General features: G+C 71.4%; 13 protein-coding genes. 5 read left to right on the forward strand and 8 right to left on the reverse strand.

Features of this window, described 5'->3' with window-relative positions; genetic code table 11:
• Positions 1-87 precede the first annotated feature (87 nt).
• On the forward strand, positions 88-1,824 hold the full coding sequence (locus IH80_RS0117085) for an LCP family protein (RefSeq protein ID WP_030961382.1): 1,737 nt from the start codon (positions 88-90) through the stop codon (positions 1,822-1,824).
• A 61-nt stretch (positions 1,825-1,885) separates the two neighbouring features.
• Entirely contained in the window at positions 1,886-3,595 is a 1,710-nt protein-coding gene (locus IH80_RS0117090; protein WP_234432269.1) for an LCP family protein, read from the forward strand.
• An 85-nt stretch (positions 3,596-3,680) separates the two neighbouring features.
• On the opposite strand, the gene IH80_RS0117095 is transcribed toward IH80_RS0117090, so the two are convergent.
• A complete protein-coding gene (locus IH80_RS0117095; RefSeq protein WP_030961385.1) occupies positions 3,681-4,706 on the reverse strand; it encodes a glycosyltransferase family 2 protein in 1,026 nt (341 codons plus the stop codon).
• Positions 4,707-5,009: 303 nt separating this feature from the next.
• Between IH80_RS0117095 and IH80_RS0117100 the strand changes: the two genes are divergently transcribed.
• Positions 5,010-6,392 (forward strand): LCP family protein, encoded by a 1,383-nt coding sequence (locus IH80_RS0117100; RefSeq protein ID WP_030961387.1) that lies wholly within the window; start codon positions 5,010-5,012, stop codon positions 6,390-6,392.
• A gap of 51 nt (positions 6,393-6,443) precedes the next feature.
• Here IH80_RS0117100 and IH80_RS0117105 read toward each other — a convergent pair whose 3' ends face one another.
• Positions 6,444-6,980 (reverse strand): acyl-CoA thioesterase, encoded by a 537-nt coding sequence (locus tag IH80_RS0117105; protein WP_030034027.1) that lies wholly within the window; start codon positions 6,978-6,980, stop codon positions 6,444-6,446.
• 106 nt (positions 6,981-7,086) lie between these two features.
• Between IH80_RS0117105 and IH80_RS0117110 the strand changes: the two genes are divergently transcribed.
• A complete protein-coding gene (locus IH80_RS0117110) occupies positions 7,087-8,394 on the forward strand; it encodes an LCP family protein (RefSeq protein WP_078906581.1) in 1,308 nt (435 codons plus the stop codon).
• A 37-nt stretch (positions 8,395-8,431) separates the two neighbouring features.
• Here the strand turns inward: IH80_RS0117110 and IH80_RS0117115 are convergent, their stop codons facing one another.
• Together IH80_RS0117115 and IH80_RS0117120 are read right to left on the reverse strand one after the other, a co-directional pair.
• A complete protein-coding gene (locus IH80_RS0117115; RefSeq protein ID WP_030961391.1) occupies positions 8,432-9,514 on the reverse strand; it encodes a nucleotidyltransferase family protein in 1,083 nt (360 codons plus the stop codon).
• A 177-nt stretch (positions 9,515-9,691) separates the two neighbouring features.
• Positions 9,692-10,849 (reverse strand): acyl-CoA dehydrogenase family protein, encoded by a 1,158-nt coding sequence (locus IH80_RS0117120; RefSeq protein ID WP_030659849.1) that lies wholly within the window; start codon positions 10,847-10,849, stop codon positions 9,692-9,694.
• Positions 10,850-11,050: 201 nt separating this feature from the next.
• Between IH80_RS0117120 and IH80_RS0117125 the strand changes: the two genes are divergently transcribed.
• Entirely contained in the window at positions 11,051-12,394 is a 1,344-nt protein-coding gene (locus IH80_RS0117125) for a UDP-glucose dehydrogenase family protein (RefSeq protein WP_030961392.1), read from the forward strand.
• 53 nt (positions 12,395-12,447) lie between these two features.
• Here IH80_RS0117125 and IH80_RS0117130 read toward each other — a convergent pair whose 3' ends face one another.
• The 4 genes from IH80_RS0117130 to IH80_RS0117145 all read right to left on the reverse strand — a co-directional run bounded on the left by IH80_RS0117130 (position 12,448) and on the right by IH80_RS0117145 (position 16,504).
• Positions 12,448-13,575, reverse strand: a complete 1,128-nt coding sequence (locus IH80_RS0117130) for a membrane dipeptidase (RefSeq protein WP_030961393.1) — start codon at positions 13,573-13,575, stop codon at positions 12,448-12,450.
• A 102-nt stretch (positions 13,576-13,677) separates the two neighbouring features.
• Entirely contained in the window at positions 13,678-14,856 is a 1,179-nt protein-coding gene (locus tag IH80_RS0117135) for a dipeptidase (protein WP_030961395.1), read from the reverse strand.
• A complete protein-coding gene (gene purE / locus IH80_RS0117140) occupies positions 14,853-15,389 on the reverse strand; it encodes a 5-(carboxyamino)imidazole ribonucleotide mutase (RefSeq protein ID WP_030961396.1) in 537 nt (178 codons plus the stop codon). Before purE ends, IH80_RS0117135 begins: the two co-directional genes overlap by 4 nt.
• A complete protein-coding gene (locus IH80_RS0117145) occupies positions 15,386-16,504 on the reverse strand; it encodes a 5-(carboxyamino)imidazole ribonucleotide synthase (RefSeq protein ID WP_030961398.1) in 1,119 nt (372 codons plus the stop codon). Before IH80_RS0117145 ends, purE begins: the two co-directional genes overlap by 4 nt.
• Position 16,505 lies beyond the last annotated feature (1 nt).

Consider the following 16,505-nt stretch of genomic DNA (forward strand, 5'->3'; position numbering starts at 1 on the left):
CGGAGACCGGGTACCAGCAGCCGGATCGTTGACCGTGCGCCTTGGGGAGGCGCGTCGCGATGCACCCGACGGAGGATTCGAGCAACCGTGGATGCGCAAAGCCGTGGGCGGGCGGACGAGATCGACCCCGCAGACCAGTGGGTGCTCAATCCCCGCACCGGCCACTACGAGCTGCAATTGAACGACTCCGCAGCGCGAGAGCAGCCCAAGGTGGCGGCCCCGCGCAGATCCTCCTCGACACCTGCCGCCCCCACCACCACCTCCCCCGGCGTGCCGGGACCGCGCCGTGGCGACACCCCGCCGGGGGGCCGCAGGGGCGGCCGCGCGCGCAAGGGCGGCGGTGGCGGTGGCGGACGCCGCAAGAAAGCCCTGCTGATCACCAGCGGGACGCTGGCGCTGCTGCTGGTCGGCGGCGCCACGGCGGCGTACCTCTACTACGACCACCTCAACGGCAACCTCAGCGTCACCGACATCGCGGGCGCGGGCACCGGCGGCTTCAAGAAGGACCAGGCCATCAACATCCTGGTCATCGGCACCGACAAGCGCAGTGGTGCGGGCAACGAGGGGTACGGCGACAAGGACAGCGTCGGCCACGCCGACACCACGATCCTGTTCCACATCGCCAAGGACCGTTCCAACGCCACCGCGCTGTCCATCCCCCGCGACCTGATCACCAACATCCCGGACTGCCCGACGAAGCAGCCGGACGGCACCACGAAGCAGATCCGCGGCACCAAGGGCGTGCGCTTCAACAACAGCCTGGGCCAGGAGGGCCGTGACGCGGGCTGCACGATGCGCACGGTCAAGGAGCTCACCGGCATCGAGGTCGACAACTTCATGATGGTCGACTTCAACGCGGTGAAGACCCTCAGCACCGCGGTCGGCGGCGTGCCCGTCTGCCTGGAGAAGGCCGTCGACGACGAGGACTCCAAGCTCAAACTGCCGCAGGGCGAGCACCGGCTGCAGGGCGAGCAGGCGCTGGCCTTCGTACGGACCCGGCACGCCTTCGGCAACGAGAGCGACCTGGACCGCATCAAGACCCAGCAGCAGTTCCTCGGTTCGATGATGCGCGAGATGAAGTCCAAGGAGACGCTGACCAGTCCGAAGAAGTTCTTCTCGCTCGCGGAGGCGGCCACCAAGTCGCTGACCGTGGACCAGGGACTGGGCTCCATCGACAAACTCACCGACCTGGCGGGCGAGTTGAAGGACATCGACCTCAAGAACATCACCTTCACCACCATGCCGGTGCTCGACAACCCCGCCGAGCCGGCGAACCGCAAGGCGACCGTCATCGTCAACCAGGGTCTCGCCGAACCGCTGTTGCAGATGATCCGGGGGGACGTCTCGCTCACGGAGGTCGAGAAGAAGGAACAGGCGGCGAAGGAAGCCGCCGACGCGGACGCGAAGGCCAAGCAGGACGCGCTGCTCCAGGGCAACCGGGCACCCGCGGGTGACGTCCGGGTGAGCGTCTACAACGGCGGCGGCCCCAAGAACGCCGCCTCCACCACGCTGCAGTGGCTGCAGAACTCCAAGGGGATGTCCAAGGCCAGCAACCAGGGCAACGCGCCCGCGAAGGTCGACGCCACACAGCTGGAGTTCGCGCCCAACCAGGCCGACCAGGCCCGGGCGCTCGCGGACGCCCTCGGGCTGCCGGCCACCGCACTGAAGGTGGGGACGACGGACGCGGCGGCGAAGACCCCGATGAAGCTGACGTTGGGTCCGGACTTCCAGAAGGCGGGCAGCCCGCTGGCGCCGCCGGTTCCGCAGGAGCTGCCCAAGGACGTCCAGCAGGCGCAGGCCGACAAGGCGATCTGCGCCAAGTAGCGGGACGTGGCCGGTCGGACCGGCGCAATGTCGACCAAGAAGGACCTTGAGGGGGATAAGCGTGAGGCACAGCGACGTGCGGGAGGAGGGGGCGAACGCCCAGGCCGACGGGGACATACCCGTCGGCGGGGCGGGCGCGCCCGGCACGGTGCCCCCACCGAGGGGCGGCTCCAGGCCGGCCGGCAGGGCCGGCGCCCGCCCCGCCAGGCGGGGCCGCCGGCGCGTACTGCGCTGGATCTCCTGCGTCCTGTCCCTGCTCATACTCGGGACCGCGGCGGCCGGCTACCTGTACTACCGGCACCTGAACGGCAGCATCCAGACGGACGCGCTGAACCTGGGTGAGAACAAGCTGGGCGGTTCCAAGCCGAACGCCTTCGGGCAGACCCCGCTGAACATCCTGCTGATCGGCTCCGACGCACGCAACGACGCGGAGAACCAAGCCCTCGGCGGGGCCACGGACACCTTCGACGGCCCGCCGCTCGCGGACGTCCAGATGCTGCTGCACCTGTCCGCGGACCGCAGCAACATGTCCGTGGTCTCGATGCCGCGCGACACGATGCTGATGATGCCCAAGTGCACCGAGCCGGGCGGCAAGGTGCACCCGGCCAGCAAGGGCCTCGTCCAGACCAACGAGTCGATCCAGCGCGGCGGACCGGGCTGCACCGTCGCCGCCTGGACCGAGCTGACCAAGATCCCCATCGATCACTTCATGATGATCGACTTCAAGGGCGTGGTCCGGATGGCGGACGCCATCGGCGGCGTCCCGGTCTGCGTCGAGCAGAACGTGCACTCACGCACCCGTGACGGCAAGGGCTCCGGTCTGAAGCTGCCGAAGGGCACGAGCGTCATCCAGGGCGAGACCGCCCTGCAGTGGCTGCGCACCCGCTACGGCTTCGAGGACGGCACCGACATAGGCCGCACCCACGCCCAGCACCAGTACATGAACTCGATGGCCCGGGAGTTCCGCAAGAACGCGAAGCTCAGCAACCCGGTCAAGCTCAACAGCCTGGCCCAGGCGGCGATCGAGGCCATGGTCGTGGACACGGGCCTGAACAAGATCGACAAGCTGTTCGACCTCAGCATGGAGCTGAAGAAGGTCCCGCCGGGCCGGATCACCATGACCACCATGCCGTGGATCTACAGCACCAAGCCCGGCCTGGACGGCCGCGTCGAGCCCAAGCCGGGCGAGGCCGAGGACCTGTTCAGGATGGTCCGCGAGGACATCGCCCTCGACGGCCAGGGCTCGGGCTCCCCGTCGGCCTCCGCGACACCCGCCGCCACGGGCGCACCGGCCTCGCCGTCCGCCCCGGCCCAGCAGCCGAGCACGGCCCCGACGGCCGCCGCCACGGCCGCGCCGCCCGCCAAGATCGCGGTCACCGTCCGCAACTCGACCGGGGGCAAGGACGGCGCCCAGCCCAAGGTGAAGGGCCGCGCCAGCGAGGTCGCCGCCCTGCTGACCGGCAAGGGCTTCACCAAGGTCGTCGCCGACACCCAGACGGGCGCCGAGGACACATCGGTGATCCGCTACGCCAACGACGCCCAGGCGGCCGACGCGGCCGCCGTGGCCACCGCCCTCGGCCTGCCCGCCGGCTCGGTGCAGAAGTCCGACCAGGTCGCCGGGATCGTCGTGTTCGTCGGCAAGGACTGGCGGACCGGCGGTTCGCCGGCCGCCCCGCCGCCGGCCCCGACCAAGGCCCCTGACTCCGCCCACGCCCTCAACGGCGACAACGACCAGGCCTGCATGCCGATCCAGCCCGGCTTCACCTGGTAGCGGACGAGCCAGTCGGACACGCGGAAGGGGCCCGGCGCGGGAACTGCGATCGTACGCAGCTTCCGCGCCGGGCCCTCGTTGCGTCTCAGGCCTGCGGGACGCCGGGCACCACGGCCGGGCGGCGGCTCGCGATGAGCTTGTCCGCCAGGGCCCGCGGGCTGGTCAGGAAGCCGAAGCCCCAGCTCAGGTGCATGGTCGCCAGGGCGACGGGGATCTGCGCCCGGGCCTTGAGCGACAGCCCCCGGCCCGCCGGGACGGAGCCCGCGGCGATCGCCGCGAGGTAGCCCGCCGGAACGGCGAAGCCCAGCGGGGTGACGGTCACGCCCACGACCACGCCCGCGGCGATCGCGCAGACGAGGGTCGGAGGGGCCAGGTAGCGCATGTTGATGGAGCCCGAGTGGTAGCGGGCCACCACGTGCCGCCAGCGGCCGTAGTCCCTGTACTGCTTGGCAAGGGCCTTGACCGAGCGCCGCGGGCGGTACTGGACCTTCAGCTCGGGCGAGAACCAGATCAGTCCGCCGGCCTCGCGGATGCGGAAGTTCAGCTCCCAGTCCTGGGCGCGGATGAACTCCTCGTTGTAGCCGCCCTGCTGCTCCAACGCCTCGCGGCGGAAGACGCCGAGGTAGACGGTCTCGGCCGGGCCGGCCTGGCCGCCGGTGTGGAAGGGGGCGTTGCCGACGCCGATCTTCGAGGTCATCGCGGCGGCGACGGCCTCTTCCCAGGCGTTCTCGCCTTCGGCGTGCATGATCCCGCCGACGTTCTGCGCACCGGTCTCCTCCAGGAGGCGGACGGCGGTGGCGATGTAGTTCGGGGAGAGCATGCCGTGGCCGTCGACGCGTACCACGATCGGGTGACGCGAGGCCTTGACGGCGGCGTTGAGCGCCGCCGGGGTCCGGCCGGTGGGATTCGGGACGGTGTGGACTCGGGGATCCTCGGCGACGAGTTCGGCGGCGATCTCGTCGGTGCGGTCCGTGGAGGGCCCGAGTGCGATCACCACCTCCATTTCGCCCGCGTACTCCTGCTCCAGGATGTGGCGGACGGACTCACGGAGGTAGTGCTCCTCATTGAGCACCGGCATGATCACCGAGACTGCGGGCTGCTGGGCGGGCATGTGGTCCTTCAAGGTCGGGTATCGGTGTCACGTTACCGCGTACGGGGGAACCAGGTGCGCGCCGAGTGATCGGTAGGGACAGCGGCTGATCGTATGGGCCTACTGTTCTGTCGAATCAGCCGGCTGAGCTGCAGGAGGGCCGGCCCGTCCTTCGACCGGTATCCCTGTGCTCCCGCGGAGGTGTCCACCGTGCCCCAGCCGCACCGTCCCACCCGTCCAGCCGGGCCGCCCCGGCCGCAGCGCGTGCGGCGCGGCGGCGGCGGCGGACCGGCCCGGCACCGGGAGGGCCGGCCCCGTTGGGGGGTGCGGCTCGCGGCCGGGCTGTCGGTGGTGGTGCTGGGCTCCGGGGCCATCGGGCACGCGGTGATGACCGGTCTGGACACCGGGATCGAGCGGGTGGACCCGTTCAAGGACATGAAGAACCGCCCGCAGGCCGGACACGGCATCAATTTCCTGCTGGTGGGCACCGACGGCCGGGAGAAGGTCAGCCCCGAGGAGAAGCGCGAGTACCGCCTGGGCGGAGCGCCCTGCCACTGCACCGACACGATCATGCTGGTGCACCTGTCGGCGGACAGGGAGCGGGCGAGCGTCGTCAGCCTGCCCCGCGACAGCTACGCCGAGGTGCCCGCGCACCGCGACCTCGTCACCGGGAAGGCGCACAAACCCCACCCCGTGAGGCTGAACGCGGCGTACGCGGAGGGCGGGCCCAACCTCACCGTGCGGACGGTCGAGAACATGACCCGGGTGAAGATCGACCACTATCTGGAGGTCGACTTCACCAGCTTCATGAAGACGGTCGACGCGATGGGCGGCGTGGAGATCTGCACCGCCAAGACCATGCGCGACCCGAACACCGGCCTCGACCTGCTGCCCGGCACCCACCGGCTGACCGGTGGACAGGCCCTGCAGTACGTGCGCTCGCGCCACGTCGACGGCGCCTCCGACCTCGGCCGGATGCAGCGCCAGCAGCGGTTCGTCGCCGCCCTGATCAAGCAGGCGACCGGCGGCGGTGTGCTGCTGAACCCGGTCAAGTTCAAGGAGCTCAGCTCCACCCTGCTCGGCTCGGTCCGCGCCGACCGGGGCTTCGGCTCGGAGCAGATGCTGGCGCTCGGGCAGGCGATGCGGGACTTCACCCCCTCCTCCTCCGAGTTCGCCTCGGTGCCCATCGGCAGCCCCTCGTTCCGTGTCAAGGGCATCGGCTCCACCGTGAAGTGGGACGAGCCGAAGGCGGCCAAGCTCTTCGAGGCGCTGCGCGAGGACCGGCCGTTGGCCCCGGCCCGGCCCGGGAAGGCCGCCGCCGGCCGGCCCGCCGCCGTGCCGGTGGACGTGCCCCCGGCGCAGGTCCGGGTCCAGGTGGAGAACGGGACGCGGATCGACGGGCTGGGCGGGCGCGTGGACTCCGCGCTGCGCGCCACCGGTTTCGACACCACGCGGGCCCCGGGCAACGGTGCGAGCCGCGACGTCAAGCGCACGGTGATCACGTACGACCCGCGCTGGGACCGCTCGGCGCGCTCGGTGGCGACCGCGCTGCCGGGCAGTGAGCTGCGGGCGGTCGCGGGGCAGGGCCGGACGGTCACGGTGATCGCGGGCGCCGACTACCGCAAGGTGGTGCCGGTGCGCGCGGAGGACCCGTACCAGGGCGCCTTCGGGGTCGTCAGCGGCGATCAGGTGGTCTGCGGGGGCTGAGGGCCCGTACGCCGGCCGGTACGGCGGCCGTACGGGCCCTGCGGGGCCGTCTCAGTCGTCGAAGCCCTGGGCGGCGCGCTCCTCGCGCAGGGCCATGATGGCCTGGCGGCGGGCGAGCCGGTGGGTGCGGCGGATCTGGGCCTCCTGGTAGCGCCGCTCGTCCTGCTCCGTCTCCGGGAGCACCGGCGGGACCTGGCGGGGCTTCCCGTCGGAATCGACCGCGGTGAAGACGAGGTAGGCGCTGCCGACCTGGGTGGCGGGGGTGGACTCGTTCCACCGCTCGGCGAGGACGCGTACGCCGATCTCCATGGAGGAGCGGCCGGTCCAGTTGCACTGGGCCTTCACGTGGACGAGGTCGCCCACGCGCACGGGGGCGAGGAAGGCCATCTCGTCCATGGAGGCGGTGACCGCCGCACCACCGGAGTGACGGCCCGCCACGGCGCCTGCGGCGTCGTCGACCAGCTTCATGATGACGCCACCGTGCACCGTGCCCAGGAGGTTGGTGTCGTTGGCGGTCATGATGTGGCTGAGGGTCGTCCGGGAGGCAGCGGTCGGCTTCCCGGGCAGCTCGCCCGGTATCTGTGTCATACGGACACCTTAGTTGGGACGCGCAGGCATCAGCTCTGCAACAGCACCGGTACGGATCCTGCCCCGGGCTGTCGGAGGCGCCGCCGCGCCAGGCATTCTTGGGCGCATGAATGACTGGCCAGAAGGTCGTGACGACGCCTACGGACGCGGCAGCGCGCGTCCGCAGCCCGAAGGTGTGCAGCGGATGCGGCACATCCAGCGGCAGCCCCAGCCGCAGCCCGTGCAGCCCCCGCGGCCGCAGCGCCCGGCGGGGCCCCTGCCCACGCCCGGCGTCCCTCCGCAGCAGGCGGGCGGCCACGACACGTACGGCGGTTACGACAGCGGCTACAACACCGGCCAGGTGTACGGCTCGCCGTCCGGCGGCGCCCCGGGCCGGCCGGGAGGTCCCGGCGGGCCGTCGGGCCCGAACGGCCCCGGGCGGGCGCCCGGTCCGGCCCCGGACTGGCGCAGGCGGATCAAGATCGGCTCGATCGTGCTGGTCTCGGCGCTCCTTGTGACGTCCGTCTCCACCTACTTCTGGGCCGACTCCAAGGTCCGCCGCGAGGTCGACCTCTCCAAGGTCATCGAACGGCCGAAGGAGGGCGACTGCACGACGTACCTGATCGTGGGCTCGGACAGCCGTGAGGGGATGTCCGACGAGGAGAAGAAGAAGCTCCACACGGGCTCGGCCGAGGGCAAGCGGACCGACTCGATGATGATCCTCGCGAAGTGCTCCAGCGGGAACACGATGATCTCGCTGCCGCGCGACTCGGACGTGGAGATCCCCTCCTTCGTCGGCTCCCAGTCCGGCAAGAAGTTCCCCGCGCAGGGGCGGCGCGTCAAGCTGAACGCGGCGTACGCGGAGGACGGCCCCGAGCTGCTGGTGCGGACGGTCGAGCACAACACGGGCCTGCGCATCGACCACTACGCGGAGATCGGCTTCGCCGGCTTCGCGAACATCGTGGACGCACTGGGCGGTGTGGAGCTCGACATCGAGGAGGGCTTCAAGGACGAGAAGTCCGGCGCCGACTTCAAGGCGGGCAAGCAGACGCTGAACGGCGAGCAGTCGCTGGCCTTCGTCCGTACCCGATACGCCTTCGCCGAGTCCGACCTCCAGCGGACCAAGAACCAGCAGAAGTTTCTGGCGGCCCTCGCCAACCAGGCCGCGACCCCCTCGACGATCCTGAACCCGTTCGCGCTCTACCCGATGCTGGGCGCGGGCCTGGACACCCTCATCGTCGACAAGGACATGGGCCTGTACGACATGGGCCAGATGTTCTTCGCGATGAAGGGCGTCAACGGTGGTGACGGCGTGTCGATGAACATGCCGATCTCCGGTCAGCGCGGCGGCAACCTCGTCTGGGACAAGGCGAAGGTGCAGCAGCTGGTGAAGCAGATCCAGAACGACGAGAAGGTCACCGTCCGCGGCAACTGACCGCGGGGGGTGCCGCCCCGCCTCCCCGGACCGGCAGTCAGGCGTCCGGGGAGAAGCGGACGGCGGCGGCGGGCAGCTCGGCCCCGCACCACACCCGGGCGCCCGCGCGCAGTTCGTTGTCGGCGCCCACGACGGCGCCGTCGCCGACGACGGTGCCGTCGAGCACGGTCCGCGCGCCCACGGCGGCGCGGGCGCCGATCAGGCTGGCGTTCACCTGCGCGTCCGGGCCGATGACCGCGTCGTCGAGCACGATGGAGCCCTGGACGACCGCGCCGGCCTCGATCCGCGCTCCGGCGCCCACGACGGTGCCGCCCGACAGCTTGGCTCCGGCGGCGACCTGCGCGCCGGGCAGGACCAGGGACTCGCCGCGGCGGCCCGGTACGGCCGGGGAGGGAACGACGCCGCGGACGAGGTCGGCGGAGGCCTGGATGATGGACTCGGGCTTGCCGAGGTCCATCCAGTAGGTGTTCTCGGTGACCCCGTGGAGCGTGGCCCCGGAGGCGAGCAGGCCGGGGAAGGTCTCGCGCTCGACGGAGACGGGGCGGCCGGCCGGGATGGAGTCGATCACGCTGCGGCGGAAGACGTAGCAGCCGGCGTTGATCTGGTCGGTGATGATCTCTTCGGGCGTCTGCGGCTTCTCGGTGAAGGCGAGCACCCGTCCGTCGGGGTCGGTGGGGACGAGACCGAAGGCGCGCGGGTCCTCGACCCGGACCAGGTGCAGGGAGACGTCGGCGTCGGCCGCCTCGTGCGCGTCCACCAGGCCGCGGATGTCCAGGCCGGTGAGGATGTCGCCGTTGAAGACCAGGACGGAGGAGTCGGGACCGCCGGTCAGGCGCTGCCCGGCGTTGCGGATGGCGCCGCCGGTCCCCAGGGGCTCGTCCTCCACCACGTACTCGAGGCTGAGGCCGAAGGCGGAACCGTCCCCGAAGTAGGGCTCGAAGACCTCGGCGAGGTAGCAGGTGGCCATGACGATGTGCGTGACACCGGCGGCGGCGGCCCTGGCTATCTGGTGGGCGAGGAACGGGACGCCTGCCGTGGGGACCATGGGCTTGGGCGTGTTCACCGTCACGGGGCGCAACCGTGTCCCCTGTCCGCCGACCAGCAGGATCGCTTCCGTCATTGCGTTCTCCCCAACCGATTCCGGCGTACGAAGGTCCAAATTTAGCCCATCCGGGGGCGCCCGGAAGCCGGTGCCGGATGTCTCGGCGGGCGCGCGCCGCGGGCGGGGGCCCGTACCAGGACGACCCCCGGCCGTGGCCGGGGGTCGTCCTGGTCCGCGCAGGTCGCAGGCTTGCGGCTACGGCAGGTTGCGGGCCATGACGATCCGCTGGACCTGGTTCGTGCCCTCGTAGATCTGCGTGATCTTGGCGTCGCGCATCATGCGCTCCACCGGGTAGTCACGGGTGTAGCCGTAACCGCCGAGGAGCTGGACGGCGTCCGTGGTGACCTCCATGGCCACGTCGGAGGCGAAGCACTTGGCCGCGGCGCCGAAGAACGTCAGGTCGCCGTCGACGCGCTCGGACTTGGCGGCGGCCGAGTACGTGAGCTGGCGGGCGGCCTCGATCTTCATGGCCATGTCCGCGAGCATGAACTGCACGCCCTGGAAGTCGCCGATCGGCTTGCCGAACTGCTTGCGCTCCTGGACGTAGCCCTTGGCGTAGTCCAGGGCGCCCTGCGCGATGCCGAGCGCCTGGGCGGCGATCGTGATACGGGTGTGGTCGAGGGTCTTCATCGCGGTGGCGAAGCCGGTGCCCTCGGCGCCGATCATGCGGTCGGCGGGGATCCGGACGTTGTCGAGGTAGACCTCGCGGGTCGGGGAGCCCTTGATGCCGAGCTTCTTCTCCGGCGCGCCGAAGGACACGCCCTCGTCGCCCTTCTCGACGACGAAGGCGCTGATGCCCTTGGAGCGCTTCTCCGGGTCGGTGACGGCCATGACCGTGTAGTACTCGGAGACGCCCGCGTTGGTGATCCAGCGCTTGACGCCGTTGAGCACCCAGAAGTCCCCGTCGCGCACGGCGCGGGTCTTCATGCCGGCGGCGTCGGAGCCCGCGTCCGGCTCGGAGAGCGCGTAGGAGAACATCGCGTCGCCCTTGGCGAGCGGGCCGAGGTACTTGGCCTTGAGCTCCTCGGAACCGGAGAGGATCACCGGGAGGGAGCCGAGCTTGTTCACGGCCGGGATGAGGGAGGAGGAGGCGCAGACGCGGGCCACTTCCTCGATCACGATGACGGTGGCCAGGGCGTCGGCGCCGGCACCGCCGTAGGTTTCGGGCACGTGGACGGCGTGCAGGTCGTTGGCGACCAGCGCGTCGAGGGCTTCCTGCGGGAAGCGGGACTCCTCGTCGACGGCGGCTGCGAACGGCAGGATCTTCGCCTCGGCGAGCGAGCGGACCGACTCGCGGAGCATGTCGTGCTCCTCGGCCGGGCGGTACAGGTCGAAGTCGGCAGAACCCGCCAAGATCTCTCACTCCCCAGTGACACGCGATAACGTGATGCTAACTACCGTTAAGTAACTCAAGTTTAGTGTCCCGGTCACGGATGGCGATATGGACGGGCCACGTGAGCTGCATGACAGAGACGGTGCTCCTGGGGACCGTCCCCGCCGGTCGGCCCGACTATGCTCAGTGGCCGCAAACGGCCCCGCACCTCTGGAGCACCCATGGCCCCCCTCAGGATCACTGTGATCGGCACCGGCTACCTCGGCGCGACCCACGCCGCGGCGATGGCCGAGCTGGGCTTCGAGGTGCTGGGTCTGGACGTGGTGCCGGAGAAGATCGAGATGCTGGCCGCGGGCCGGGTGCCGATGTACGAGCCCGGGCTGGAGGAACTGCTGGCCAAGCACGTGGCCGGGCTGCCGGGCTCGACCGGGCGGCTGCGGTTCACGACCTCCTACGAGGAGGTCGGCGCCTTCGGCGACGTCCACTTCGTCTGCGTGAACACCCCGCAGAAGCACGGCGAGTACGCGTGCGACATGTCCTACGTCGACTCCGCGATGGACTCGCTGGCCCCGCACCTGACGCGACCGGTCCTGGTCGTCGGCAAGTCCACGGTGCCGGTGGGCTCGGCACAGCGCCTGGCGGAGAAGCTGGTGGAGCTGTCCCCGGCGGGCGACGGCGTGGAACTGGCCTGGAACCCGGAGTTCCTGCGGGAGGGCTTCGCCGTGCAGGACACCCTGCACCCCGACCGGATCGTGATCGGCGTCCAGGGCGAGCGCGGCGAGAAGCTGCTGCGCGAGGTGTACGAGACCCCCGTGTCCGAGGGGTCGCCGCTGGTCGTCACGGACTTCCCGACCTCCGAGCTCGTCAAGACCGCCGCCAACTCCTTCCTCGCCACCAAGATCTCCTTCATCAACGCGATGGCGGAGGTATGCGAGGCCGCCGGCGGTGACGTGGTCAAGCTGGCGGAGGCCATCGGCTACGACGAGCGGATCGGCGCGAAGTTCCTGCGGGCCGGGATCGGCTTCGGCGGCGGCTGCCTGCCGAAGGACATCCGTGCCTTCATGGCGCGCGCGGGCGAGCTCGGCGCGGACCAGGCACTGACCTTCCTGCGCGAGGTCGACTCCATCAACATGCGGCGGCGCGGGCACATGGTCGAGCTCGCCCGCGAGGCCGTGGGCGGGTCCTTCCTCGGCAAGCGGGTCGCCGTGCTCGGCGCCACCTTCAAGCCGGACTCGGACGACGTACGGGACTCGCCCGCGCTGAACGTGGCGGGCCAGATCCACCTGCAGGGCGGTCAGGTCACCGTCTACGACCCCAAGGGCATGGACAACGCCCGGCGGGTCTTCCCGACCCTCGGGTACGCGGACTCCGCACTCGCGGCGGCCCGCGGCGCCGAGGTGGTCCTCCACCTCACCGAGTGGCGCGAGTTCCGCGACCTCGACCCGGCGGAGCTCGCCTCCGTCGTGACCGACCGGCTCGTGCTGGACGGCCGCAACGCGCTGGACCCGGTGCGGTGGCGGGCCGCCGGCTGGACGTACCGGGCGATGGGGCGGCCCCGAGCCTGACCCCTGCGGGGGCCCTGCGGTCCGCCCGGCGCGGCTGGACGGGGAGCGGCGCGCTAGAGGGGGGCGGCGGGGCCGGGTTTGCGACGGGCGGTGAACTCTGCGTCGCGGATCACGCGGAGGGCGTTGCCCCAGGTCAGGAGGGCCAGATCGGACTCCGGCCAGCCGCGGTCCAGGAGTTCCGCGATCAGCCGCGGGTAACCCGAGGGGTCGGTCAGGCCCGTCGGGCGGGGGGCCGGCGGTTCGGTGCCGAAGGACGCGCCGAGTCCGACGCAGTCCGGGCCCGCGACCGCCCGTACGTGGTCGAGGTGGTCCGCCACCGCGTGCAGGGAGTCCCCGGTGCGCGCGGTGTCGAAGGTGACCATCGCCAGGCCCTTCGCCTCGCGCAGCGCGACGAGCACCTCGTCGGTCACGTTCCCCGGATGCGGGTTCAGCGCGGCGGCCCCCGTGTTCGAAATGATCACCGGGGCCTTCGATGCGCTCGCGAGCCGGAGGGCGACCGCCGGTCCGCAGCCCGTGAGGTCCAGCAGGATCGCCAGCCGGTTCGCCTCGAGCACCACCTCGTGGCCGAAGGCCGTCAGCGTCTCCTGCGCCCAGGGCGCTCCCGCGGGCGCGAGGATCCGTACGCCCAGCGCGTGGAAGGCGCGCAGCGCGCCCAGGGAGTCCGTCAGCGTCAGACCCGGCACGGGCCCGAGGAACGAGGCGATCAGGCCACGGTTGCGGGCGTCCGCCATGTCGTCGGCGCTGAGCGCGAGGCAGAGGCTGTCGGGGTAGCGGCGCATCAGGGTCAGCGCCGCGTCGATCTGCGCCAGGGTGTCGGAGACCACCCGGTCGCCGGCCGCGCCCTGGCCCGGCCCGCCCTGCGGCGGCACGAGCAGGGACCAGAACTGGGCCCCCACTCCCCCGGCGCGCAGGCGCGGAATGTCGGTGTCGACGCCCGCGTCGGGGGTTTCGATGTCGTGGTACGGGCTCTGGCGCAGGGTCCAGACCAGCGTGTTGCAACCGTCGGCGACGGGGTGGACGGACAGCAGTGCGGCGGCCCGTTCGAGGGCGCTCGCCTGCGTCCCGGGTGCGGCGGGGGCCGGGAGGTCCTCGGCCCCGATGCCCACGGAGTGGGGTTCGTCCTGCAGGTCGGCCATGGCGTTCGCTCCGGTCTCGGCGGCAGCAGGGAGAGATGCTGCCACCGTGACACGCGGGGCTGCGCGGCCGCCCGGCAGGTGTGGCGTTCGGGTGAACCGCAGGTCACACCCCGTCACCACACCCCCCGGCCGCCGCTGCCGCCGTGCCTAGAGCACCGCGTTCGACGGGCCCCGGGTGGCCGACAGGTCACGCGCGACCGCTTCCGCGTCGCGCAGCGCGCGGACCGCGTTGGACCAGGTCAGCTTGGCCAGGTCGGCCCTGGACCAGCCGCGCGCGAGGAGCTCCGCGACCAGGTTCGGGTAGCCCGCCACGTCGTCCAGGCCGGACGGGGTGAAGGCCGTGCCGTCGTAGTCCCCGCCGATGCCGATGTGGTCGACCCCGGCCACCTCCCGCATGTGGTCCAGGTGGTCGGCCACCGTGGCGGCGGTGGCCACCGGCCGCGGCCGTTCCGCCTCGAACGCCCGGTGCAGGGCCATCGCCTCGGGGGTGGTGTCGAGGTGGTGGAAACCGTGCGTCCGCAGGTTCTCGTCCGCGGCCAGCGTCCACTCGACCGCCGCCGGGAGGATGAACTTCGGGACGAAGGTGGCCATCGCCACCCCGCCGTTGGCCGGCAGCAGCGCCAGCACGTCGTCGGGGATGTTGCGCGGGTGGTCGCAGACCGCGCGCGCCGAGGAGTGCGAGAAGACCACCGGTGCGACCGAGACGGCGAGGGCGTCGCGCATCGTCGTCTCGGCCACGTGCGAGAGGTCCACCAGCATGCCGACGCGGTTCATCTCGCGGACGACCTCGCGGCCGAAGTCGGTCAGACCGCCGTGCCGCGGCTCGTCGGTCGCCGAGTCCGCCCAGTCGATGGTGTCGTTGTGCGTGAGCGTCATGTACCGCACGCCCAGCAGGTGCAGGGCGCGCAGCGTGGCGAGCGAGTTGTTGATGGAGTGGCCGCCCTCGGCGCCCATCAGCGAGGCGATCCGGCCGTCGGCGCGGGCCCGCTCCATGTCGTCCGCGGTCAGCGCCCGCACGAGGTCGCCGGGGTAACGGTCGATCAGCTGGGCGACGGCGTCGATCTGCTCCAGGGTGGCGCTGACCGCCTCGTCGCCCGCGTAGTCGGACCGCACGTACACCGACCAGAACTGCGCCCCGACACCCCCGGCGCGCAGCCGGGGGATGTCGGTGTGCAGGTGTGCGGACTGGTCACCCGCGATGTCCCGCTGCGCGAGGTCGTAGCGCACCTGCTGGCGCAGCGCCCAGGGCAGGTCGTTGTGACCGTCCACGACGGGGTGCTCGGCCAGCAGCTCGCGCGCCTCCGCCAGACGCTGCGCCGCGCTCACTTGCCGAACCCGAAGGACTCCGCGTTCGCGACCTTCGTGCGCAGCCGCTTGCCCTTCTCGGTGGCCTGGTCGTTGAGCTCCTGCTGGAAGTCGCGCATCCGGGCCAGCAGCTCCTCGTCGTGGGCGGCCAGCATCCGTACGGCCAGCAGGCCGGCGTTGCGCGCGCCGGCGACCGAGACGGTGGCGACGGGGACCCCGGCCGGCATCTGGACGATCGACAGCAGGGAGTCCATGCCGTCGAGGTACTTCAGCGGCACCGGCACGCCGATGACCGGCAGCGGGGTGACCGAGGCGAGCATGCCGGGCAGGTGGGCGGCTCCGCCCGCGCCCGCGATGATCGCCTTCAGGCCGCGGCCGGCGGCCTGCTCCCCGTACTCGATCATCTCGCGCGGCATCCGGTGGGCGGAGACGACGTCGACCTCGTAGGGGATCTCGAACTCGTCGAGGGCCTGGGCTGCGGCCTCCATCACGGGCCAGTCCGAGTCGGACCCCATGACGATGCCGATGACAGGACCTGCGGCGGTGGTGCTCATTGCGTGACCGTTCCTCTGAGGTAGTCGGCAGCGTGGCGTGCGCGCTCCAGCACATCGTCCAGGTCGTCGCCGTAGGTGTTGACGTGGCCGACCTTGCGACCGTGTTTCACGTCCTTGCCGTACATGTGGATCTTGAGCTGGGGATCGTGGGCCATGCAGTGCAGGTAGGCCGCGTACATGTCGGGGTAGTCCCCGCCCAGCACGTTCGCCATGACGGTCCACTTGGCGCGGGGGCGCGGGTCGCCCAGCGGGAGGTCCAGGACCGCGCGCACGTGGTTGGCGAACTGGGAGGTCACGGCCCCGTCCTGGGTCCAGTGACCGCTGTTGTGCGGACGCATCGCCAGTTCGTTGACGAGGATGCGGCCGTCGGTGGTCTCGAACAGCTCCACGGCCAGGTGGCCGGTCACGCCGAGTTCCTGCGCGATGCGCAGGGCGAGGGCCTGGGCCTCGCCGGCCAGCTCCTCGGAGAGATCCGGGGCGGGAGCGATCACCGTGTCGCAGACCCCGTCCACCTGGCGGGACTCGACGACGGGGTAGGCGACCGCCTGCCCGTGCGGGGAGCGGACGATGTTCGCCGCGAGTTCGCGGACGAAGTCCACCTTCTCCTCGGCGAGGACCGGGACGCCCGCCTTGAACGGGGCCGCGGCGTCCTGCGGGGTGCGGACGAACCACACCCCCTTGCCGTCGTAGCCGCCGCGCACGGTCTTGAGGATGACGGGGAACCCGCCGACCTCGTCCGCGAAAGCGGTCACGTCGTCCGGATCGCTCACGATCCGGTGGCGGGGGCTGGGCGCGCCGATCTCGTCGAGCTTGGCGCGCATCACCCCCTTGTCCTGGGCGTGTACCAAAGCATCGGGCCCCGGGCGGACGGGGATGCCGTCCGCTTCCAGGGCCCGCAGGTGCTCCGTGGGCACATGCTCGTGGTCGAAGGTGATCACGTCACAGCCGCGTGCGAACGCACGCAGCGTCTCCAGGTCGCGGTAGTCGCCGATGACGACGTCGCTCACGACCTGGGCCGCCGAGTCCTGTGGTGTGTCACTGAGGAGCTTGAATCTGATGCCGAGGGGGATGCCCGCCTCGTGGGTCATGCGGGCGAGCTGACCGCCGCCGACCATG

It is taken from the genome of Streptomyces sp. NRRL S-378, from assembly GCF_000720645.1.
In the GTDB taxonomy this organism is placed as follows: domain Bacteria; phylum Actinomycetota; class Actinomycetes; order Streptomycetales; family Streptomycetaceae; genus Streptomyces.